The following is a 21,535-nucleotide window of genomic DNA, read 5'->3' as shown; positions in this document are numbered from 1 at the left end:
CATAACTTATATCATACCACAAAGTGTTTTTTTCAAAAAAGAAAAAGCGACCTCCTACAAAGAGCTCCCCTTTAAGTTATATATGATATAACGCTTTTTCTCATATATTGGTACCATTATGCAGCAATATATGAGAAAAAACGACCTCTTTATTAAGAGGTCATTTTCTTCACATTACTTCGCAGATTTTGCTGCTTCTAATGCTGCTTCATAGTTTGGATGGCTTGTACCTTCGCCTACGTATTCTACGTAAACTACTTTGTCATTGCTATCTACTACGAATACTGCACGAGCAAGTAAACGAAGTTCTTTCATTACTAAGCCGTAAGCTTCACCGAATGAAAGGTCACGGTGGTCAGAAAGTGTAACAACATTTTCTAAACCGTTTGCTGCACACCAGCGTTTTTGAGCGAATGGTAAATCAGCGCTAATTGTTAATACTTTCGCGTTTTCAATACCTGCTGCATCTTGGTTAAAACGACGTGTTTGTGCATCACACACACCTGTGTCGATTGAAGGTACAACACTAATTAATTTTACTTCGCCTTTGTATGTTTCTAAACTTACTGGAGATAAGTCGTTTGCTAATACTTGGAAGTTTGGCGCTTGATCGCCAACTTTAACTTCTGTTCCAACTAAAGTCATTGGATTACCTTTAAAAGTTACGTTTGCCACTTGAAAATCCTCCCTTATTTAAACAAAATATGTACACTGTAAATGATAGTTTGTCCCTATCGATAATGCAAATAAAATCGCTTTATTTACAAAAAAATAAAAGAAGCTAACCTATTGATTAGCTTCTCTATTCGTTAAATTTGAAATTCAGGATCGTCTTCTTTGCGTTTATCCATCATTTCCTTCACCTTATCAACAGCTTGTGGCGCTAATTCAATTATTTTATCGATGACGTGTGTTTGCTTATCTAAATGCAACACTTTTACACCTTCTCCATTTATAACAAGAAAAGCAACAGGATTAATAGAAACTCCTCCACCGCTTCCCCCGCCAAATGGATGACGGCCTGCTTGTTCTTTACCAAACTCACTTCCACCAGCGGCAAATCCGAAACTAACTTTCGAAACGGTAAGAATTACACTTCCATCTGCCGCTTTAATTGGGTCACCAACAATTGTATTTACATCAGTCATTTGTTTTAAATGCTGCATTGCGGTTGTCATTAAACCTTGAATTGGATGGTCCATTCTATATCCCCCCTATGCTTGAACAGGTTTCTCTGCCATACCAGATCTTTGTTTTCTCATAAACATGAGCAATTTCACCGCTGTTTTTACAGTACGGAATATACGAAAAGATGCTGTTAACTCACATCTTGACGCAAATCCCTTCCCTTGAAAAACAGGAGTAATTTCAAATTCTGGTACATCGACAATATGCATATATTGTCCTACAACTCCAGCAGCCATTCCTTTTGTCCCCCATGCATATCCTGTGACAATTCCAGTACTAGCTGCGTCGCCTGCTCCAATTTGCGTGTGCCATTTCCAACCATTGATTTTCACTCGTTTGAGAAAATCTTTAACAATAGTATGAACTTCTTGAAGCCTTTTTATCAGTTCTCCAATGCTATCAAGTTGGGCCATAATTTTATTATCTAGTCCGCCGTCCTTTTCAGCTTTTTTAATTTTTTGTCCGGTCTTCTTCTGTTGCTTTTCAATTCTTTCCAATACATCAAATGTGTATCGAATCATCCATATTTTCACTTGAAACAAACATTGCTTTTCCATTTCTGAATATAAAAATGTCACTTTAAGCGATATTTTCGACAATAGTATAAGCAAAATAAATAGGAGAAGAATTATCATTCCAATTGCGAGCCACTCCATACGTATCATCCTTTCACTCCGTACCCATTATCGACAAGTTTATTCATCATTAAACAACCGTTGATAAAATTGAATATAAAAATTTTTCTAAAAATAAAAAGGTGTTTTGACAATTTATATCGAAATATATTATTTGAACATATCATCGAGAATAGATTCTAATGGTATGAAGCACTAAAACTAGAAAATCTAACTGCAGTGGAGGGATACATAATGGCAAATCGTCGCAATTTATTTTTCTTTTATGGTGATGACAAAATAACGCTCGTTGAAAAAATGAAACCAATCTATAGTATTTTAGAGGAGAATGGATTTACCATATTAGATCATCCAAAAAATGCAAACGCTATCGTCAGCGTTGGAGATGATGGAACTTTCTTACAAGCCGTTCGTAAAACCGGTTTTAGAGAAGATTGCTTATACGCAGGGATTTCTACGAATGATGAAATTTCATTCTACTGCGATTTCCACATCGATCACGTTGATACAGCCCTTCAAGAAATTACAAAGAACGAAATTGAAGTGCGAAAGTATCCAACAATTCAAGTAGATGTAGATCACGGTACATCTTTCCATTGTTTAAATGAGCTCTCATTACGCTCTAGTATCATTAAAACATTTGTTGTAGATGTACACGTCGACGATTTATATTTCGAAACATTTAGAGGTGATGGGTTAGTTATCTCCACACCAACAGGCAGTACTGCTTACAATAAATCATTACACGGCGCAGTTGTTGATCCACTTATCCCGTGTTTCCAAGTAAGTGAACTAGCATCTTTAAATAACAACACATACCGTACACTTGGTTCACCGTTCATTTTAAATCACAAACGTACATTAACTTTAAAACTACGACCAGACGGTAACGATTATCCTGTTATCGGTATGGATAACGAAGCGCTTAGCATTAAACAAGTTGAAAAAATTGTTGTGCGCTTAAGCGATAAACAAATTAAAACAGTTAAATTAAAAAATAATTCGTTCTGGGAAAAAGTACAGAGAACGTTTTTATAGCATTAAAAAACCGTCGCATTATGGGAATTCCATAATACGACGGTTTTTCTTTCTCTCTCTATCGGTCGCGGTTTTCGTCATCTTTTGTCGGTAAGTCGATATATTTCAATAATCGCTGATATATTCTCACACTTCTTTTCTATAAAGTGAAACTTTAATCAGTGGGGGTTTTCTTCATCCCCCACTGATTATTAGCCTTCACCAATCGGACTTTTATGGGCAGTTGATCCCCCACCTAACTTCTTTGCTTTCGCTGAATTTTGAGGTGGGGGTCTTACTGCCCATTAAAGCGGGATAAACAATCTTCCCATCAATAACAGTCATCGCTGCTTGCACTTCTCTTATTTCTTCTGCTTCTATTTCAAAAATATTGCGGTCTATTATCGTAAAGTCTGCCTCATATCCTTTTGTAATTTGGCCCCGCTTCGCTTCTTTTCCGATTGCATAGGCACTTCCTGTTGTAAATAAAGAAACAGCCTCATATACTGTTAGCCTTTCTTCTGGCATATAACATACGCCGTCAATAAAACTTCTACGTGTAACAGCACTATATATACCTAAGAAAGGGTTTACTTGTTCAATTGGTGCGTCAGAGCCACCGTTACAGTGCAATCCAGCTTCTAATAGCGTCTTCCAAGCGTATGCGTAACGGAGACGACGCTCTCCTAGTTTTTCAATTACTGACGGGAAATCCGATGATACAAAGACAGGCTGAATATCGATAATAGCTGGTAATTGTTTCATTCGTTCAATCAATGCTTCACGAGCAAGCTGACAATGAATAATGCGGTCACGTAATCCTTTTGCTGGTGGATATAATTCGAGTGCATCAATGACGTATTCCAGTGATAAATCACCAATTGTATGAATGGCAACTGGCATATGTAAATCTCGTGCTTTTTTCACTAACTCCGCAAGCTCTTCACATGAAAAAATTGCAACACCATTCGTTTCCTTCTCATCTTCATACGGTTCACTTAATAAAGCTGTTCTTCCGCCAAAAGAGCCATCAGAAAAAATTTTCATGGCACCAAATTCAATATAGTGCTCATCTTCATATTCTTTTCGTTCATTCGCTACTTCATGGTGAACGAGTAAGTGCGCTTTAAATGGCATTTCTTTTATAACATAAGAAAACGCATTATACGTTTTTCTAAAACCACCATAATAATTTAAATCTTCCGTATGCCCACCAACGAGTCCATATTGCCAACAATCTTTAATCGCTGTTTGCAGCGCTCTTCGTAAATAAGCTTCATCAATTTCAGGCTGAACATGTTTAATTAATTCTTGTCCTTGTTCATATAAAAGCCCTGTTAACATATTTGATGAATCCCGGCCAATTTTTCCACCTTTCGGGTCTTTTGCCTTTTCTGTTATGTTCGCTTTTTGCAGTATGTATGAGTTCACCCATGTAACGTGACGACAAACTCGCTTTAATAAAATGGGATGTTCTTTCGAAATGATATCTAGATCACGCGCGTGAACGTCTTTTGTGTCTGTAAAGTTATTTTCATTCCATCCTTCTCCAATAATCCAAGACCCTTTTGGTGCTTCTTCTACTCGCTTCCGAACGAGAGTAAGCACTTCGCTATAAGATGTACAATTGGATAGGTCTAGACGAAGTAGCCTCTCCCCATGACCAATAAGATGCATATGACTATCAACGAGACCTGGAATCATCGTTTTTCCTTCTAAGTCATGCAATTTCTCCGCAAAGTATCGGTTTTCTAACTCTTCTTTACTCCCGACATCAACAATCATACCGTTTTCAACGTAAATCGCATCCACTTTTTCACTTTCTTCTCTCATCGTGTAAATAGTGCCGCCATGCCAAATTTCTCCCATATATTCATCCCCTTTTTATTTTAGTCTACGAAATTAGAACGTATAAAAAAAGCACCATTTCGATTAAAAATGGTGCTTTTTCTAAAAATTACTTTTGCTCAGTAGTAGACGTTGTAACTTGCCATTCAATATTAAATTTATCTTTTACTTGTCCGTATGCTGGGCTCCAGAATGTTTCTTGGAGTGGCATAATAACTTCGCCACCTTCTTGTAACTTATCGAATACTTCTTTCGCTTTTTCCGCGTCACTAATTTGAATTGCAATTGTTACTTGAGATCCAATTGCATGCCCTTGACCTGGGAATGTATCAGAAATCATAAGATCCGTATTACCAACTTTTAAAGTAGCGTGTAAAACGCGCTCTTTCGCTTCAGCTGGAACTGGGTATTCTGGATTTTCAGGCATGTCACCAAAAGTTTGCATAATTTCTACTTTTGCATCTAACGCCTCTTTGTAAAACTGAACAGCTTCTTGCCCACTACCATCTAAAACTAAGTAAGGATTAATACCTAAAATCATACGGACACCTCTTTTTTTAATTTATAAAACCGAACTTGTGTTCGTTTTTATATTATCATACGTTTTACATTTCATTCAACTATTTACTACTCTATTTTCGAAATTATTTTGAAGGAAGCTCCATCTCTTGGTTTCTAAGTTCAATGCGGCGAATTTTTCCAGAAATCGTTTTTGGTAGTTCATCTACAAATTCAATTTTGCGAGGGTATTTATATGGTGCAGTAAGTTCTTTGACGTGTTGTTGTAGTACTGGAATTAATGTTTCTTCGTTCTTTTCTATATTCTCTCTTAATACAATAAATGCCTTCACGACACTTCCACGAATTTCATCTGGACTTGCAACAACCGCACATTCTCTTACGTATGGATGTTTTACAAGTGCATCTTCTACTTCAAACGGCCCGATTGTATAGCCAGAGCTAATAATGATATCATCTCCGCGTCCTTCAAACCAGAAATAGCCGTCTTCATCTTTCTTGGCTTTGTCACCAGTAATATAATAATCACCACGGAATTGCATCGCTGTACGCTCGTCATCTTTATAATATTGTTTAAAGAGGGCTGGTGTTTCAATGTGAACTGCAATATCACCAACTTCTCCAAGTTGTACAGGAACTCCTTCCTCATTTACGATATCAACATGGTTGCCTGGCGTCGGTTTCCCCATTGATCCTGGTCTAATGTCCATCCCTTTCATTGTCCCAACAAGTAGTGTGTTTTCCGTTTGCCCATAACCATCTCTCACTGTAATATCGAAATGCCTTTGGAACGTTTCAATAACTTCCCTATTTAGTGGTTCACCGGCCGATACAGCGCTATGTAACGCTTCTAAATTGTACTCACTTAAATTTTCTACTTTTGCCATTAATCTATACTCAGTCGGCGTACAACAAAGCACATTCACTTTATTATCATCTAATAAATTCAAATACGTTTTCGGTTCAAATTTACCGTGATATACAAATCCCGTTGCCCCTGAGCCGAGAGTTGCTAAAAACGGGCTCCAAATCCACTTTTGCCAGCCCGGACTAGCCGTCGCCCATACAACATCATTCTCTTCAATTCCGAGCCAATTTGGGGCGCTCGTACGTAAATGAGCATATGCCCACGCATGTGTATGAACGACACCTTTTGGATTTCCTGTCGTCCCTGACGTATAAGACAAAAAGACCATATCTTCTTTGTCTGTCTTCGCCATTTCTAGCCTATCGCTTTCTGTTTCTAATGCTGTTTTTAAATTCATCCAGCCATCTACTGACTGCTCGCTCAGGACGAATTTTTGAAGAGATTCCATCGCCTCTATATCATCAAATTGTCCAATATACGGTTCATAACTTACAATCGCTTTTACTTCCCCATGCCCGATACGATATTCGATATCTTTTTTGCGTAACATTTCCGAACTTGGAATCACAACAAATCCCGCTTTAATTGCAGCAATATACGTCATATAAGCTTCAATTAAGCGCGGCATCATAATGAGAAGCTTGTCCCCTTTTTGTAAACCACTTTTTATAAAAGCGTTTCCAATTTTATTCGCACCTTGCATTAATTCACAATATGTAACTTCTTTTCTATTCCCTTTATCATCTTGCCAAATTAAAGCAAGCTTCTCTTTATCACCTGTATATTTCTCTATTTCAGAAACTAAGTTATAAGACGGTGGCGCCAATAATTCCTCTCTTTTCATAAAATATCCTCCTTCATTTCTATGCCTCCCTTTTATAATAAAGAATTTTCAGTTAATTTTGAACCCTCTTCTTTTGACAAATTTTTCACGTCTATGTCGAAATAAATGTATCACGATACAAACAACAAAAAGAAAGAGCGGGAGAACCCGCTCTTTCTAAGCCATCATATATGGGATTATTTTTGGAAACCGCCTAATTGTTGCTCAGCTAGTGAAACTAGACGTTTAGTGATTTCGCCACCAACAGAACCGTTAGCGCGAGATGTTGCATCAGCTCCAAGTTGAACACCAAACTCTTGAGCGATTTCGTATTTCATTTGATCTAATGCTGCTTGAGCACCAGACACTGCTAATTTATTTGTGCTTGCCATGTTGTATCACCTCCTTGTGAGTATAGAGTGTGATAAACAACATGACTTCATACATATTTTAGATATGGTAATTTATGGTTTTAGAAAAGTTCCTCGAATTTTTCTTCTTCCGCCACTACTTCTACTGTTTGTAATACCATTGTTTCTTTGTTCGCTACAGCTTCGTCGATTAACGGTGTGAAATCATATTTCGCTTCAAAACGGTTTGCTTTTTCACGCTTCGGTTTTGTAGCTGGGCTTGCTGGTGTGAATACTGTACAGCAATCTTCGTACGGACGAATTGAAATCTCGTACGTTCCAATTTCTTCAGCAATTTTAATAATTTCTAATTTATCCATCGTAATAAGCGGACGAATAACTGGGTAGTTTGTTACTTCGTTAATCGTATGCATACTATCTAACGTTTGGCTCGCTACTTGTCCAAGACTTTCACCAGTCGTGATTGCAAGTGCATTACGCTCCTCAGCAATGCGTTCTGTAATACGCATCATCATACGGCGCATAACCGTCATTGAATAGCTAGATGGAATTTCTTTATTAATCGTTTTTTGCACTTCTGTAAATGGAACAAGGTGAAGCGTTACACGTTTACAATACTTCGTTAACTCTTGTGCTAAATCAATTACTTTTTGTTTTGCACGCTCGCTTGTGAAAGGTGGACTATGGAAGTGAACTGCTTCCACAGATACGCCGCGTTTCATCGTTAAGTAAGCTGCTACCGGGCTATCGATACCACCAGAAAGAAGTACCATTACTTTTCCACCAACGCCAACTGGTAAACCGCCAGCTCCCATACGCTCATCGCACATGATGTAGCTATAACCACTGCGAATTTCTACACGTACATTTACATCTGGATTATGAACATCTACAGTAATATCTTCTGTATTTTCTAGAATGTATCCACCAATCTCAGGTAATAATTCCATCGTTCTCATTGGAAAATGCTTATAAGAACGGTGTACAGTAATTTTAAATGTTTTCACATCGCCTTTTACTTGTAGGAAAGCTGCTAATGCACCTTTTTTAATGTCTTCTAATTCTGATGGTACTTTCATTGCTAGGTTAAACTTATGAATACCGAATACATCTTGCAATCTTTCAGAGATCGCTTCATGATCTTCACCATTTAATTGGATGTACATACGGTCATGTGTTGCATCGATTTTAATATTTGGAAACTTTTTCAATTTGAACTTCACGTTATCTTTTAATGTGCTTACAAATTTAGAACGGTTCTTACCTTTTGTCGTCATTTCTCCGTAACGCACTAAAATATATTCATATGTCATCATATTTCTTTACCTCATCACTTCATATAATTTTGGCATCGTCTCTTTCACAATACCTTCAAATTGTTTTACTTCTTCCATCGTGTTTTCTGGTGCCAAACTAATGCGAATCGCACTTGCAGCTGCGGCATGTGGTACTCCCATTGACACTAACACTCTGCTCACTTCATTTGCTTTTGAAGAACAAGCAGACTTCGTTGATACATAAACACCGTGTTCTTCTAAAGCATGAACGACCACTTCTGGTTTTAAACCAACAAACGATACATTTAAAATGTGTGGTGCTGCATATGCAAGCGACGTATTAATCGTTACATCTTCCATCTCTTTAAAGAAACGGACAAGCTCTGTTTGTAAACTTTGCAAATGAGCTATCTTTTCTTTCACTTGTTCCATCGTCATGCGAAGTGCTTTCACCATCGCTACAATGCCAGGTAAATTTTCTGTACCAGAGCGATATTTAAGCTCTTGTTGACCGCCTGATAAAATTGGATCTAACCTTACGCCATCACGTACATAAAGAAGGCCCGTTCCTTTTACACTATGGAATTTATGTCCAGATATTGAGCAAAGGTCAATATGAGAAGCGTATAAATCAAGCGGTACTTTTCCTATCCCTTGTACATGGTCCACATGGAATCTTATTTTCGGATAATTCGATAATAACGTTCCAATTTCAGCAACAGGCTGAATTGCTCCAGTCTCGTTGTTCACATGAATAATTGACACAAGAATCGTATCTTCACGAAGTGCTTGCTTTACATCTTCTACCGATACAACACCATGCTCGTTAACCGGTAAATATGTTACATCAAACCCAAGCTCTTCTAATTGCTTATATGCTTCAAACACAGACGCGTGTTCAATATTCGTTGTAATGATATGTTTGCCGCGCGAACGATTCCTCATCGCAATCCCTTTAATCGCAAGGTTATTCCCTTCCGTTCCACCTGATGTGAAAATAATTTCAGAAGGTTTAACGTGAAGGAGCTGCGCTGCAATTGTTCTTGATTGTGTTAATAGACGCTCTGCCTCTCCTCCTAGCGAATGAATGGAAGAAGGATTTCCAAAATATTTTCCAGCAACCGTTACGTACGATTGAAGGGCTTCTGGATATGGCTTCGTCGTCGCACTATTATCAAAATAGATCATCGTTCTTCCCCTTTCAGCGCTATCACATCATATAATCATATCACAAATACGTGTAATTACGCTAAGACTACTCAAAGGTTCCGTTATATTTTCAAACGAACAACCTTACTGTATTCCGCTATTCATTATAGCAACATCGTCTTCAAAATTACACAAAAAAACAAACCCTTTATGAAAGGGTTTGTTCATTGTCTACATATTCAGCTATTTTTTGAACAACACCAGGTTCAAGTTGCTCTAGTATAGAAGCCGCTTGTTCTAAAGCTGCATCGTATTGATATTCGCGGAATAATTTCTCCGCATAATTTAAACTTTCTGCCAGGTTCTCATCGTGACTGCGGTAACGGTTACCGTATTGTATTAATTTTTCAACTAAATACGCCTGTCCAATTAACTCTTCTGTCATTTCAGCTACACCATTAACAGTTGTGTATGCTTCTTCTAAACTACTATTTACAGCGTTCATATTTAACGGTTTCACTTCTAATTGATCATAAACAGCTTGCATCGCCATTTGCCCTCTTTGTAAATCTTCCATAATACTCTCTGGAAGACCTGGCAAATTCGATTTTTGCATAAAGCGCTTCGTTTCTACAATTGTATTTCGCATTTCTTGTAGTTTCTCACGCGCCTCAAATTCTTCTTTACGCATCGTTTGTAGCATTTCTTTATACTCTGCATGAAGTACTTTCAACGTTTCACATTGCTCATAAATCTCTTCTAATTCCTCACGAATAATAGAGAAGGCAATATCTTGATCCGCAACGCGTAATTGCAGCACTTCAAAACGTTTCGTTAAAATGTGCATTTGCTTTTCAATTACTTTTTGAGACTCAATGTCCTTATCTTGCAATTGATAGCTTTGTTTCACAAGTTGTGTTTCTGTTTTCGTTTCAATTGTTTCAGTGCGAATTTCTTCTAAATCTTCATAAACAGAAAGTGTTTTTTGCTCCACATAATGTCTCGCATGCACCTCTTGCTCAAGTTGATCATAGAAACCATCTAAACGAGTTTTTAAGTTTTCTACTTTTTCAGCTGCTTCCGTTATGTGCAGCTCCTGTATGTCCATTAAACATGTGTGTAGTTGTGTCGTCATATCGCGAACTTCTTTAGGGATTTCCAAATACTCTAATACATAGCCTTGTCTTACCATATCATTATGACCGTGTAATAAATCTTCCAGCTGAACTGGTAATGTCGCCTGACATTCTACCAATAAATCTGGGATTTGGTGAATAATGATTTCTAAATCTGCTAAACCTTCTTCCAAACTAATAACGATCTCTCTCGCTTTTAAATAGTCACCATTATCGGTTGCTTCTTCAAAAGTTTTGAATTTATTAGATTCAGCGTCTAGCATCTCTTCGATTTTTTGTTCAGCAGCTCCATACATATGTCTATGTGCAAGAACACTCTTCTTCATACTACGATATGTATCACGTAATCCTTCAATTTCCGAGCTATTTTTCTCATGGCTTTCTAACAATTGCTGTAATTCATTTAAAATGCCAGTAATACGATTATCAGCGTCATCTAAACCACTTATGGATTCATTCATCGCATGCTTTGCTTTTCGGAAGGAGAATTGCGAGGCGAATTTTCGCGCTTGCGCTAAATCTTTGTCAGCTTTCGGAAGGGTTGTTGATACAATTTCATCCCATTCTTCACGCCATTTACCAAACAGTTCTTCTGTTTGACCCGTCATATTTAAATCTTTTACCCGTTTTAGTTCATCTGCTACAGGTTTATCTTTTATCTCTTGTTTCCACTGCTCCAGTGCCTCAATATCTTTATATGAACGATTTCTTATCACAAGCTCTATCATGAGCAGCACTAGAATAGAGCTTACTACAATGATAACGATCGTCAGGATAGAATCCATGCAAAAAAGCCTCCTAGTTATATCTCTTTTTTTGTCCGTTCCGTTTATGAAATGGAAGGCATTATGTATAAAAAGGGAATTCCCCTATATTTAACAACTAACAATGTACTAATCATACCATGTAATGGCTTGTTTTTGACCTAGTTTTTTTTAAAATTTCATGTTTCTTTCAATGCAATTGTAATCTTTCTCAATCTTCCGCTTACTCCTCTATCTATCCTCAAATGATTGTAGTAACAGGTTCTCTTCCATATGAGATGCGAAATAAATTTTGCGCACAAGTGGAGGTTCAATAGGAATTGCATTCACATTCCCTTGCTTTATCGCTTGCTCTACTACCATTTCTGGAAGTAACGTAATACCAAGTCCAGCACTGACCATCGCAAGCATCGGCTCTGCATAAGAAGTTTCAAACGCAATGATTGGCTTCGCACCTATCCCTTGAAACATGTTCGTAATCATTTTCCTTACATCACAGATTTCTGGATAGACGATTAACTTTTCATTTTGCAAATCTTCCATTCTGATTACTGTTTTCACTTTATAAAGATGATCATTTGAAACGACACAAACCATTTTTTCTTCTCGTATTTCTTTTATACACGTAGCGCCTTCTACTACTGAATCGACGAACATTGCTTCAATCTTCCGTTCTTTAAAGAGTCCCATTAGTACTTTCGTATGCTCAATTTTCCATTCCACTTCGAATCCGTCACCTAATATATCTTTACATTTCGATATATAATGCGCTGCTAAACTTGGCAATATGCCTATAGAAATGTGCCGCTTCTCTTGAAATTTCTTCATTTCGGCTTTCACTTCTTGTATCTGTTCCAAAACCGGTAACATTCTTGTTATAAATAACTCTCCAGCCGCTGTTAACTCCACTCCTTGCGCGGAACGCCTTAGTAAAGTAACCTCTAAATCCGCTTCTAACCTTTGAATTTGTTTACTAAGCGCCGGTTGAGAAATATGTAAAAGCTTACTTGCCTTTGATAAACTTCGCGTGTTCTTTACTTCAATAAACGATCGTACTGCCTCTAAATCCATCGTACACACCTCTAACAAAAAGTTATAACTGTCATAAAAAATCGGTATTTCCTTCTATAAGCAATTACTCTTTATACTTATTTCATCAACTTACTATAACGAAATGTAAAGGGGAAAGATACTCTTGAACAAAAAACAAATACTACTCGGATCCACCCTATGCTTACTGGCTGTAACTGCTTGGGGATTTATGTTTCCAGTAATGGCGAATGCTTTGCAATTCATCGATCCGTTCTTCTTCACAGCTATCAGATATGGGTCAGCAGCTATTATTTTCCTTATACTACTCTTAATTGCTGAAGGTAAACATTCGCTCCGCTTAGAAAAAAGAACACTTTCGTTATTCTTTTATGGAACAGTCGGTTTCGCAGGATACGGATTTCTCGTTTTTTACGGCCAACAACTTGCCGGACCTTCTGGAGCCATCCATGCCGCGATGATTCAGTCTCTTATGCCGCTCATCGCTTTATTATTGCAGTGGATAACCAAAAACAAACGCCCACAAAACTACACATTCTTTTGTATGTTCGTTGCACTAATCGGTGTTATGCTTGTCATTTCAAAGGGAAATATTCACTTATTATTCGGAGCTGCCAGTCACTTCTCAACAAATATACTTATGCTATGTGGTGTTACTTGCTGGGTCATTTACACGAACGGCGGTGCTCAATTCCCATCTTGGTCACCACTCAGGTATACGACGTTAACTTGTTTATTTGGCTCTATTTCACTCGTTTTTATTGTCACTGTATTAACTTATACAAACGTTATTACTGTACCGTCACTACGTACAATTGTGAGCGTTCGTTTTGAACTCTTTTACATGTCGATTATCGCGGGTGTGATCGCTGTCTTTTGCTGGAACACAGGAAATCGCTATATTTCATCTATTAACGGCATATTATTTATGAACTTAGTTCCTGTACTTGCTCTTATTGGTTCCATCTTTCGAGGTTATACAGTCGACAAAATTGAAATTGCCGGCGCCTCATTAACAATTATTGCGCTATTATGCAACAATGTATGGCAAAGAAAAGAAACGACAAAAATCCCCACCTCAGTTCGTTAGGTGGGGATTTTTCACATATGAACAGCTCTTGGCCATTCCTGATACATATTCGTTTTACATAATGCTTGTTCCATCCATTGCTCAATTTCTTTCGTGTACATTTCTAAGAAAAATGTCTCGGACGGGAACGAATGTAATACTTCTGATATATATTGCGGATATAAAAACGGCATATTCATCATGCCTTTTAATTGCGTCATAAACATTGTAAAAGATACCTTCTGAAACTCTTGTTTCGTCTGCCCTTGCCTAATAATTTGCTCTATATAATATCTTTCTTTTGAAAAATAAATCGTCATCACTTCACGAATTAACGTCGTATCAAGCGAAAGCTCTCGGTAGAAGAAACGTGTCAGCTCCCTATTTTCAAATTGATATCGTAAAATCCCGCGCACCATTTGCACCATCACATCTTTAGCCGACAAATACTCTCTTTGTTCAAACGACATTTCAATCACATGAATATACCCTTCTAAAAAATCAGTAATAAGCTGTTCTAATAAACCTTGCTTTCCAGCAAAATAATATGAAATATTGGCTACATTCACATCCGCTCGCTTTGCAATGTCTCGCACCGACGTTCCATCATACCCTTTCGTGTTAAACAACGATATTGCCGCATCAATTACTTTTTGTTTCGTCTGTTTCATGCGCTCACTTCCTCTCACTGAACAGCTATAGTTTAAATTTCTTGACTTTTAAGACAAATTCCTTTAATTTTCTATCGACAAAGTCATGTGAAATACATCGTATTTTGCTAACATTTTACACATCTCGATAAAAAGGGAGTTGTTTCCATGTTTACTAAAGAAAGTTATGCAGGATCTCGTGAACAGCAATATGAGACAGTAATTAAACAATTGGATGCATTATTAACTGGCGAATCAAACGTAGTCGCAAACTTATCAAATGCGTCCGCATTATTAAACCAATTTTTAGATCGCGTTAATTGGGTTGGCTTTTATGTAACAGAAGGAAATCAGCTTGTTCTTGGACCATTCCAAGGAATGCCTGCTTGCGTGCGCATTCCTTTCGGGCGAGGCGTTTGCGGCGTGGCAGCTGAAACGAAAACAACACAGCTTGTAGCAGATGTTCATCAATTCCCAGGACATATCGCTTGCGATAGTGCTTCTAATTCAGAAATCGTTGTACCGATTGTGAAAGAAGGAACTGTCATCGGTGTACTTGATATTGATAGTCCCGAAAAAAATCGTTTCGACGAAGTAGATCAGCACTATTTAGAAAAGTTTGTGGAAACACTCCTAAAACATATGTAACAAGAAAAGAGGGAGTTATCGATTCAGTACATCACGTGCGAAACCGATAGCTCCCTCTTTTTTATTGATTCACAGTAGATATTTTCTTTAACGCCTGCTCTAAGTCAGAAACGATGTCCTCCCACGATTCTAAACCGACAGATAAACGTATTAAATTATCAAAAATACCCATTTCTTTTCTTAGCTCAGCCGGAATCGCAGCGTGCGTCATCGTCGCTGGATGCTGAATTAACGTTTCTGTATCTCCTAAACTGACCGCAATCGTAATAAAGTGTAGATCATTGATAAACGCTTGCGTCTCTTCTTTTCCGCCTTTAATTGAAAAAGAAATCACACCGCCGCCCCGCTTCATTTGGCGAGATGCTAACTCCCCTTCTGGATACCAAACACCTTCTACCGCGTCATGATTTTTTAGAAACGATACAATTTTTTCTGCATTATCACAATGGCGATCCATTCTTACGGCTAACGTCTTTAATCCGCGTAACAATAACCACGCATCAAACGGCGCCATAATACCGCCGATATCTTTTCGCATCGGGCGAATTTTTTCAGCTAACGCTTTCGTTTTACAAATTGTTACACCCGCCACAACATCGCCGTGACCACCAATATATTTTGTCGCACTATGCACAACAGCGTCACAGCCGAGTTCAAGTGGTCTTTGTAAATAAGGTGAACAAAACGTATTATCAACAATGACAAGTAAGCCATTTTGCTTCGCAACCCGAATCACCTGTTTTAAATCAATTAATTTCATCGTTGGATTAATCGGTGTTTCAACGAAAATAAGCTTTGTATTAGGACGAATCTTACTTTCAAGATCTTCTTCTGTCTCCATATCACAAAACGAATGTGTAATCATAAACTTCTCTTCTAACACTTCTAAAAAACCGTACGTACATCCATATAATCCATTTGAACAAATAATATGATCTCCAGCCTTTAAAAAGCCAATTAAAGTTGCTGAAATAGCTGCCATACCAGATCCGAAGGCAAGTGCTTCTTCTCCTCCTTCTAACACCGCCATACGTTCTTCAAATAATTTCACAGTTGGATTTCCAAGCCTTGAGTAAATATAAGACGGATCCACTCCCGCAAAACTCGCCTCACCTTGCTCCGCAGTCTCAAATGTAAATGTAGACGTTTGAAATAAAGGTGGTGTTAAACTTCCTTTATGTTCCTCAGATGTATAACCGTGATGAATTAACGCTGTCTCCATATGCTTCTTTTTCATAAAAACATCCCCTTTTATGTTTTTATCCCGCTTTAACGGGCAGTAAGACCCCCACATCAAAATTCAGCGAAAGCAAAAAAGTTAGTTTTGGGGATCAACTGCCCATAAAAGCCCGATTCGTTCAACTAATACTCAGTGGTGGCGGATGCCCCCACCACTGAGTAAAGTTTCACTTTATCCCGCATATTCATCAATAAATAATTTGATGAACGTTTTTACCACATTTTATGTAAGCGTTTTATTTGTGTTTCTATCACTTCTTTTATATTGTTTTAAATTCCTTCTTATTAATTTCCAAAATTTATATGCATAAAACAAAAACGTACTCGCTTGACGAAACTCTGGGTAAAAGATATAATAGCGTTTGTGTAAAATAAAAAGGCAGCCTTGTAATGTGAGTTTATCGTTTGTATTTTGTTCCTCTACGGAGGTGTATCTCGTAACTCCCTGCTGCTGGAGCGAAGGTACATGAAAACAAAATGCCCGTAAATATCGATTACGTCTGTTTTTATTTTACGTAAATAAAAACATTTTTAAAGGAGGAGTCAACTATGGCTCGTTATACAGGTCCAGCTTGGAAACTGTCTCGTCGTCTTGGAATCTCTCTAAGCGGCACAGGAAAAGAATTAGAAAAACGCCCTTACGCACCAGGTCCTCACGGTCCTAACCAACGTAAGAAACTTTCAGAATACGGTTTACAATTACAAGAGAAACAAAAACTTCGTCACATGTACGGCATGACTGAGCGTCAATTCCGTCGCACATTTGACCAAGCAGGTAAAATGCCTGGTAAGCACGGCGAAAACTTCATGATCCTTCTTGAAGCTCGTCTTGACAACTTAGTTTACCGTATGGGCTTAGCTCGCACTCGTCGTGCAGCTCGCCAATTAGTAAACCACGGTCACATCACAGTTGATGGATCTCGCGTAGATATCCCATCTTACCGTGTAAAACCTGGTCAAACTATCAGCGTTCGCGAAAAATCTAACAGCCTTGTTGTTGTTAAAGAAGCGATCGAAGTTAACAACTTCGTACCAGAATACTTAACTTTCGATGCTGACAAATTAGAAGCTACTTACACTCGTCACGCTGAGCGCGCTGAGTTACCAGCTGAAATCAACGAAGCATTAATCGTAGAGTTCTACTCTCGTTAATCTCGGTACTCTGAAAAGAGTATTATTAAAAGCCTTAGGAACCTTGTTTATCAAGGGGCCTGGGCTTTTTTTATTTATCATTAACAATGCAAAATAAAGCATAAAAAAGAAGTTACCTGGGGCGAATTTGGGGCAAAAAAATATATGGCTGGCGTATGCATAGGAATAGGTAAGTACAAAATACAAATGATAAAAGGAGTTACTTATTTTGAAAGAAAAATTCACTAAGATTCCTCTTCATGCACAAGACTTTCAAAAATTAAAGATGCTATTAGAAGAATTAGTACAAGACGAAACAGAATTGTTTGAAGGGTTTTCTAAATATACTTTTCATATTTCCTCTAAAAAATCTAAGGTCACTATTAACCTTAGAAGTGAGTTTTTCCCAAAACCATACTTAGCAATTGCTGCTATAAGCATTACACCCAGTAATCAAGGAATAGGAAGCATTATTCTTGAATGGTTTAAAACATTTGCGAAAGAAAAGGGCTTCGAGCGTTTAATATTACAAGAAGTTATTACTGACGAAGGTTATCATTTCGCATTAAAAAATAGGTTTACAAAAGTGAGTAACCTATACGAGGAAACATTCGGAGCTCCAAGCAGTATTGACGGGGATTATGAACTACATTTAACGTAAAGAATGCAATAAAAGTGAACCAACATTTCCTCTATGCGTTCACTTTTTTACTTGATGAATTATCCAACACAGTTACAGTTCATTCTTTTTTTCCATAAGAGCAATTCACCCTTTTATTCATGATTTTTTACCTCTTTTCTTTTTATCCCCTTTATAAGTGAGTATGGTACGTAATTTACCATCTTTCAGAACAACTTTTCTATCATAATCAGCTAGAATTTCCTCACGATTTATTTTTTCTACTTTCTCACCAACTCCCCAATATCCAGCACGAAGTAGGAATTCAGAATATCCTTCTGGAATCGGTAATTCATAACCATCTAAGGTTATTTTAGTGACTTCAATACCTTCTCGAATTATCATTTAATCACCCTTTCAGTTGGAATATGGATAAGTTCGCTTTGAGTTAGATTAATACCTCTAATAAATTCATTGCAATGTAATATTTACAGTTATCTCCTTAAATTGGTATGATTTACTTATTAAAGGAGGGAGATTTTTGAGTTTAAATATGTATTTAGGGGAAGTACAGGCTCAAACACAAAGTATGAATACTTTCTGTACCGCTACTATTCAAGGTATGGAAGAAGCTATTCAATCAATTGATGCTTTTACAAGTGATACCTTTTTACAAGGGCAAACTTACGATAGTGCAAAAGCATTTTTCGCAGAAACTTTTCGCCCTTTAGCACACGGAATCATTTACTTATGTGAGGAATTAATTCGTCAGAACGATGCCTTTCCAAGTCAATTTCAATCACAGGTAGCTTCAACAGATGTTATTGAACAAGAAATATTAGAACAAATTCGAGAAATTGACCGTATGAAGGCAAGTACAGAAGCACTCCATCAAACTATGCCAATTTCGGGCATGGACGCTATGGTAAATCTTTTTATTGCCATGAGGCGCAAACTTCAAGAAAAGTTAGATCATTTGTATCAGTTCAACCAAACATCTAGTAATAACTATAATACAGCAATTCAATTAGCCGCTAGCATTGCGACGGGTCTTGCTGAAGTCCAAAGTGGGAAAGGTTTTAGTCCAGCAAGTGGTACATTTAGTACACAAGGATTAAATATGGAGTGGGCGACTTCAATTCAAGCGATTGCGGAAGACAGGAATCGTCAGGCTGATAATTCAATTGAAGAAGGTGCAATGTGTGGCAAACCAAAATCTGATTTAGAGAAAGCTTGGGATGGTCTTTATGATGGTGCAGGAAAAGGTGTTGGAGATGCTTGGGAAGGATTTAAAGCGTTAGGTGACGGTGAAACATGGTCAGACATGTGGGATGCTGTTGTCAATTATGATGAGACTCTTCCTGCTATGTGGAACGCTTTCTCAGATTCTTTTATGAATGACGTTTGGCATGGCGATGTCGAAAGTGGATTCCGCTGGGGTTCTTATTTAATAACATCAGTCGGTCTAGGGTTACTTGGTGGGAAAGGTCTTGATAAGGCTTCTAAACTTGCTAGAGGAGCAAACATGTACAAAGTAACTGAAGCTTTTCCACCACGTTTACAACCTGCTTTTGCAGGTGTTGGTCTCACTGGTGAAGCAATAGTAAGCACACTTCCACCATCAGGAAATTGGGGTAATTATTTAAGCGGTTATCTTATGTTTGCTAGACCATCTTGGAGACAATCAGAACTTGACGTAGGTACGGAGTATCCTAATTATGACGACCAAGTTGCTTTTAAAGATAGAGAAGAAGTTTCAAAAGTTACAAAAGGTAGTACAAGACCTGATTTTTACACAAAGGGTCACAGCTTGGAAGTGAAAAATTATGACTTGTCTACTTCATCAAAAAGAAGTAACCTAGTTAGAGTTATTGTTAAACAAGTTAATGATAGGGTTGATAATTTACCTATAGGTACAAAGCAAACTGTCATCATTGATATACGAGGACAAACTGTTCCTGAAGAGGCTTTATTTGATATCGTAAGAAAAATAAGAGAAAAGTCTAAAGAAACACCCGAGGTAATATTTAAGCGAGAGGATTGATATTAATGGCAGTAGGATTTAAAGTAGATATATTTTTCTATGAAACAGGACACCCTGATTTTTTACATAGCTTTTTTTCAACCATGTCATATCATACAGAGTCTGAAGGTTGGGGCACTAAGTACCCACTATTAATGAAGAATTTATATTTCGACAAGTTACGTTGGGAGGACACAGAAGAAGCACTTCAAAATGTAGAAGAGATAAGAAAAATTTTAAGTGAATTACCTCCTGCAGAAGTCATTTGGGATATTGAGCACATGGAAAAACAGCCACCTTGGGGAAATAAAATCCCTAATAAAATAACTAGTTTAGCCAATTATCATGCTACTCCAACAGGTACAACTTTTTTAGATTTACTAAGCAACGCTTTAAACACTGCAAAAAGAAACAAAATTGATATAACAATTTCAAATCTAGGAAAATAAATCCTGCTAGATATCTTATGGTTTCATTTGAGTTTTAATCACTTTACGCTTCGAGGCTGAGGCTGAATAAAAACATTTAAGTCACACTCATATGAGTTGTGGCTTTTATTATGTAGAATTTATAGGTTTTTATAATGAGTAGCTAAAACAAAAAAGCCGTACCTCTAATTAGGGTACGGCCAAATTATTGCTAGTGTCTATTCATATTATATATTTTAATTAACTACATCTGCAAGGGTTATGTTTTGGTTAATCCTCACTTTAATATTGTAATCTTTCCAAAGAGCATCATTATTATTTGTTACTATTTTCCCATGCTTTAATGATTCTTTAACTTCATTTCTAAACCTGCTAAATCCTAAATTTTTGTATCTGTTTAATCTTGGTGGTAAATTTTTTATATTAGATAAATTCATTAAAAATGAATCTGGAATAAAGTGTTCATAACTATCCTTTTTCAATTCGGTTATGACTCCATTTTCAATCCTTATTGTGATTAAAAAATCATATATCGACGAATCAGGCAATCTAGTTCCAGCTAATAAAGAAGGAATGTACAAAGGTAGACAAGTTACAGTTACTGAACATATATTAGGAGGATATAGGAAAGGTGCAAATATGAAATTATACTTTAAAGATAATGAAATAGGTGAAATCAAAGACATTTTTGTAGAAACACCATGGATGTATGGAACAATACATTTAAATGATAATAGTAAACCCTATCAAGAATATTTTCGTGAAATGGTAGACGAAGACAGTACTTTTGACTTTGAAAGTATTGATCCTGAATTTCTAGACGATGAAAATTGGTCCGTTTTCGATGAGAACGAAGGGAAATATTTAGGAATCGACATTCCAGCAATCCACATTGAAGATACAACGATTGCATGGCGATGGAGATAAAAATCACACAAAGAAGAACACCTGATTAATATTTAAACTAACGTTTACGCTAGCTTTCTCCTTTGTTTCGAATCAAATATCATGAAAAAGGAATATTTGATTCTACTGGTGAAAATATCATAACTAAGATACTTCAAAATGAACTGTATCAAGCAA

The 21,535-nt window shown here is 37.2% G+C and carries 22 protein-coding genes and 1 pseudogene; 8 read left to right on the top strand and 15 right to left on the bottom strand.

Annotated elements, in window-relative coordinates; genetic code table 11:
* Nucleotides 1-174: 174 nt before the first annotated feature.
* From tpx to BAQ48_RS05740, 3 genes are all read right to left on the bottom strand, one after another.
* On the bottom strand, nt 175-675 hold the full coding sequence (gene tpx, locus BAQ48_RS05750) for a thiol peroxidase (protein ID WP_000024527.1): 501 nt from the start codon (nt 673-675) through the stop codon (nt 175-177).
* Between the two features lie 134 nt (nt 676-809).
* Nucleotides 810-1,202, bottom strand: coding sequence for a GerW family sporulation protein (gene ytfJ / locus BAQ48_RS05745; protein ID WP_000350001.1), 393 nt, complete (start codon nt 1,200-1,202; stop codon nt 810-812).
* Nucleotides 1,203-1,214: 12 nt separating this feature from the next.
* Nucleotides 1,215-1,853 (bottom strand): DUF2953 domain-containing protein, encoded by a 639-nt coding sequence (locus tag BAQ48_RS05740; RefSeq protein ID WP_071710354.1) that lies wholly within the window; start codon nt 1,851-1,853, stop codon nt 1,215-1,217.
* Nucleotides 1,854-2,057: 204 nt separating this feature from the next.
* Here BAQ48_RS05740 and BAQ48_RS05735 point away from each other — a divergent pair, with 204 nt between their 5' ends.
* Nucleotides 2,058-2,861: an NAD kinase gene (locus BAQ48_RS05735; RefSeq protein ID WP_071710353.1), complete on the top strand. Its 804-nt coding sequence runs from the start codon at nt 2,058-2,060 to the stop codon at nt 2,859-2,861.
* Nucleotides 2,862-3,155: 294 nt separating this feature from the next.
* Here BAQ48_RS05735 and BAQ48_RS05730 read toward each other — a convergent pair.
* The 8 genes and pseudogenes from BAQ48_RS05730 to BAQ48_RS05695 all read right to left on the bottom strand — a co-directional run.
* Nucleotides 3,156-4,709: pseudogene (locus tag BAQ48_RS05730) on the bottom strand (amidohydrolase); the annotation flags it as partial.
* A gap of 88 nt (nt 4,710-4,797) precedes the next feature.
* Nucleotides 4,798-5,229: a VOC family protein gene (locus BAQ48_RS05725; protein ID WP_071710352.1), complete on the bottom strand. Its 432-nt coding sequence runs from the start codon at nt 5,227-5,229 to the stop codon at nt 4,798-4,800.
* A 103-nt stretch (nt 5,230-5,332) separates the two neighbouring features.
* On the bottom strand, nt 5,333-6,919 hold the full coding sequence (gene mbcS, locus BAQ48_RS05720) for an acyl-CoA synthetase MbcS (RefSeq protein WP_071710351.1): 1,587 nt from the start codon (nt 6,917-6,919) through the stop codon (nt 5,333-5,335).
* Between the two features lie 176 nt (nt 6,920-7,095).
* Nucleotides 7,096-7,290, bottom strand: a complete 195-nt coding sequence (locus BAQ48_RS05715; protein ID WP_000168890.1) for an alpha/beta-type small acid-soluble spore protein — start codon at nt 7,288-7,290, stop codon at nt 7,096-7,098.
* A gap of 80 nt (nt 7,291-7,370) precedes the next feature.
* Entirely contained in the window at nt 7,371-8,585 is a 1,215-nt protein-coding gene (gene thiI, locus BAQ48_RS05710; RefSeq protein WP_071710350.1) for a tRNA uracil 4-sulfurtransferase ThiI, read from the bottom strand.
* Between the two features lie 6 nt (nt 8,586-8,591).
* A complete protein-coding gene (locus tag BAQ48_RS05705) occupies nt 8,592-9,734 on the bottom strand; it encodes a cysteine desulfurase family protein (RefSeq protein ID WP_071710349.1) in 1,143 nt (380 codons plus the stop codon).
* Nucleotides 9,735-9,903: 169 nt separating this feature from the next.
* Nucleotides 9,904-11,616, bottom strand: coding sequence for a septation ring formation regulator EzrA (ezrA, locus tag BAQ48_RS05700; protein WP_000377312.1), 1,713 nt, complete (start codon nt 11,614-11,616; stop codon nt 9,904-9,906).
* Nucleotides 11,617-11,826: 210 nt separating this feature from the next.
* On the bottom strand, nt 11,827-12,666 hold the full coding sequence (locus tag BAQ48_RS05695; RefSeq protein ID WP_071710348.1) for a LysR family transcriptional regulator: 840 nt from the start codon (nt 12,664-12,666) through the stop codon (nt 11,827-11,829).
* 124 nt (nt 12,667-12,790) lie between these two features.
* Between BAQ48_RS05695 and BAQ48_RS05690 the strand changes: the two genes are divergently transcribed.
* Nucleotides 12,791-13,735, top strand: a complete 945-nt coding sequence (locus tag BAQ48_RS05690) for a DMT family transporter (RefSeq protein ID WP_071710347.1) — start codon at nt 12,791-12,793, stop codon at nt 13,733-13,735.
* 11 nt (nt 13,736-13,746) lie between these two features.
* Here BAQ48_RS05690 and refZ read toward each other — a convergent pair whose 3' ends face one another.
* The gene (gene refZ / locus BAQ48_RS05685) at nt 13,747-14,385 is read right to left on the bottom strand and encodes a forespore capture DNA-binding protein RefZ (protein WP_000814916.1); all 639 of its coding nucleotides are present in this window, start codon (nt 14,383-14,385) and stop codon (nt 13,747-13,749) included.
* A gap of 147 nt (nt 14,386-14,532) precedes the next feature.
* Between refZ and BAQ48_RS05680 the strand changes: the two genes are divergently transcribed.
* The gene (locus BAQ48_RS05680) at nt 14,533-15,012 is read left to right on the top strand and encodes a GAF domain-containing protein (RefSeq protein WP_000494327.1); all 480 of its coding nucleotides are present in this window, start codon (nt 14,533-14,535) and stop codon (nt 15,010-15,012) included.
* Between the two features lie 61 nt (nt 15,013-15,073).
* On the opposite strand, the gene megL is transcribed toward BAQ48_RS05680, so the two are convergent.
* Nucleotides 15,074-16,249: a methionine gamma-lyase gene (gene megL / locus BAQ48_RS05675; RefSeq protein WP_071710346.1), complete on the bottom strand. Its 1,176-nt coding sequence runs from the start codon at nt 16,247-16,249 to the stop codon at nt 15,074-15,076.
* A 551-nt stretch (nt 16,250-16,800) separates the two neighbouring features.
* Here megL and rpsD point away from each other — a divergent pair.
* Both rpsD and BAQ48_RS05665 read left to right on the top strand, forming a co-directional pair.
* Nucleotides 16,801-17,403 carry a 30S ribosomal protein S4 gene (rpsD, locus tag BAQ48_RS05670; protein ID WP_071710345.1) on the top strand — a complete coding sequence of 201 codons (603 nt, stop codon included), beginning with the start codon at nt 16,801-16,803 and terminating at the stop codon, nt 17,401-17,403.
* A 208-nt stretch (nt 17,404-17,611) separates the two neighbouring features.
* The gene (locus BAQ48_RS05665; protein ID WP_071710344.1) at nt 17,612-18,043 is read left to right on the top strand and encodes a GNAT family N-acetyltransferase; all 432 of its coding nucleotides are present in this window, start codon (nt 17,612-17,614) and stop codon (nt 18,041-18,043) included.
* A gap of 117 nt (nt 18,044-18,160) precedes the next feature.
* Here BAQ48_RS05665 and BAQ48_RS05660 read toward each other — a convergent pair whose 3' ends face one another.
* Nucleotides 18,161-18,406, bottom strand: coding sequence for a hypothetical protein (locus BAQ48_RS05660; RefSeq protein WP_071710343.1), 246 nt, complete (start codon nt 18,404-18,406; stop codon nt 18,161-18,163).
* Nucleotides 18,407-18,542: 136 nt separating this feature from the next.
* Here BAQ48_RS05660 and BAQ48_RS05655 point away from each other — a divergent pair, with 136 nt between their 5' ends.
* Together BAQ48_RS05655 and BAQ48_RS05650 are read left to right on the top strand one after the other, a co-directional pair.
* Nucleotides 18,543-20,045 (top strand): T7SS effector LXG polymorphic toxin, encoded by a 1,503-nt coding sequence (locus BAQ48_RS05655; RefSeq protein WP_071710342.1) that lies wholly within the window; start codon nt 18,543-18,545, stop codon nt 20,043-20,045.
* Between the two features lie 5 nt (nt 20,046-20,050).
* On the top strand, nt 20,051-20,473 hold the full coding sequence (locus tag BAQ48_RS05650; RefSeq protein WP_000268162.1) for an immunity 70 family protein: 423 nt from the start codon (nt 20,051-20,053) through the stop codon (nt 20,471-20,473).
* Between the two features lie 215 nt (nt 20,474-20,688).
* On the opposite strand, the gene BAQ48_RS05645 is transcribed toward BAQ48_RS05650, so the two are convergent.
* Nucleotides 20,689-20,934 (bottom strand): hypothetical protein, encoded by a 246-nt coding sequence (locus BAQ48_RS05645; RefSeq protein ID WP_242660443.1) that lies wholly within the window; start codon nt 20,932-20,934, stop codon nt 20,689-20,691.
* Nucleotides 20,935-21,091: 157 nt separating this feature from the next.
* On the opposite strand from BAQ48_RS05645, the gene BAQ48_RS05640 reads away from it, so the two are divergent.
* Nucleotides 21,092-21,379 (top strand): hypothetical protein, encoded by a 288-nt coding sequence (locus tag BAQ48_RS05640; protein ID WP_071710390.1) that lies wholly within the window; start codon nt 21,092-21,094, stop codon nt 21,377-21,379.
* The last annotated feature ends 156 nt before the right edge of the window (nt 21,380-21,535 follow it).

It is taken from the genome of Bacillus luti, from assembly GCF_001884105.1.
Taxonomy (GTDB): Bacteria; Bacillota; Bacilli; order Bacillales; family Bacillaceae_G; genus Bacillus_A; species Bacillus_A luti.
The sequence above is the reverse complement of the archived record's forward strand: the minus strand, read 5'-3'. Positions and strand labels throughout refer to the sequence as shown.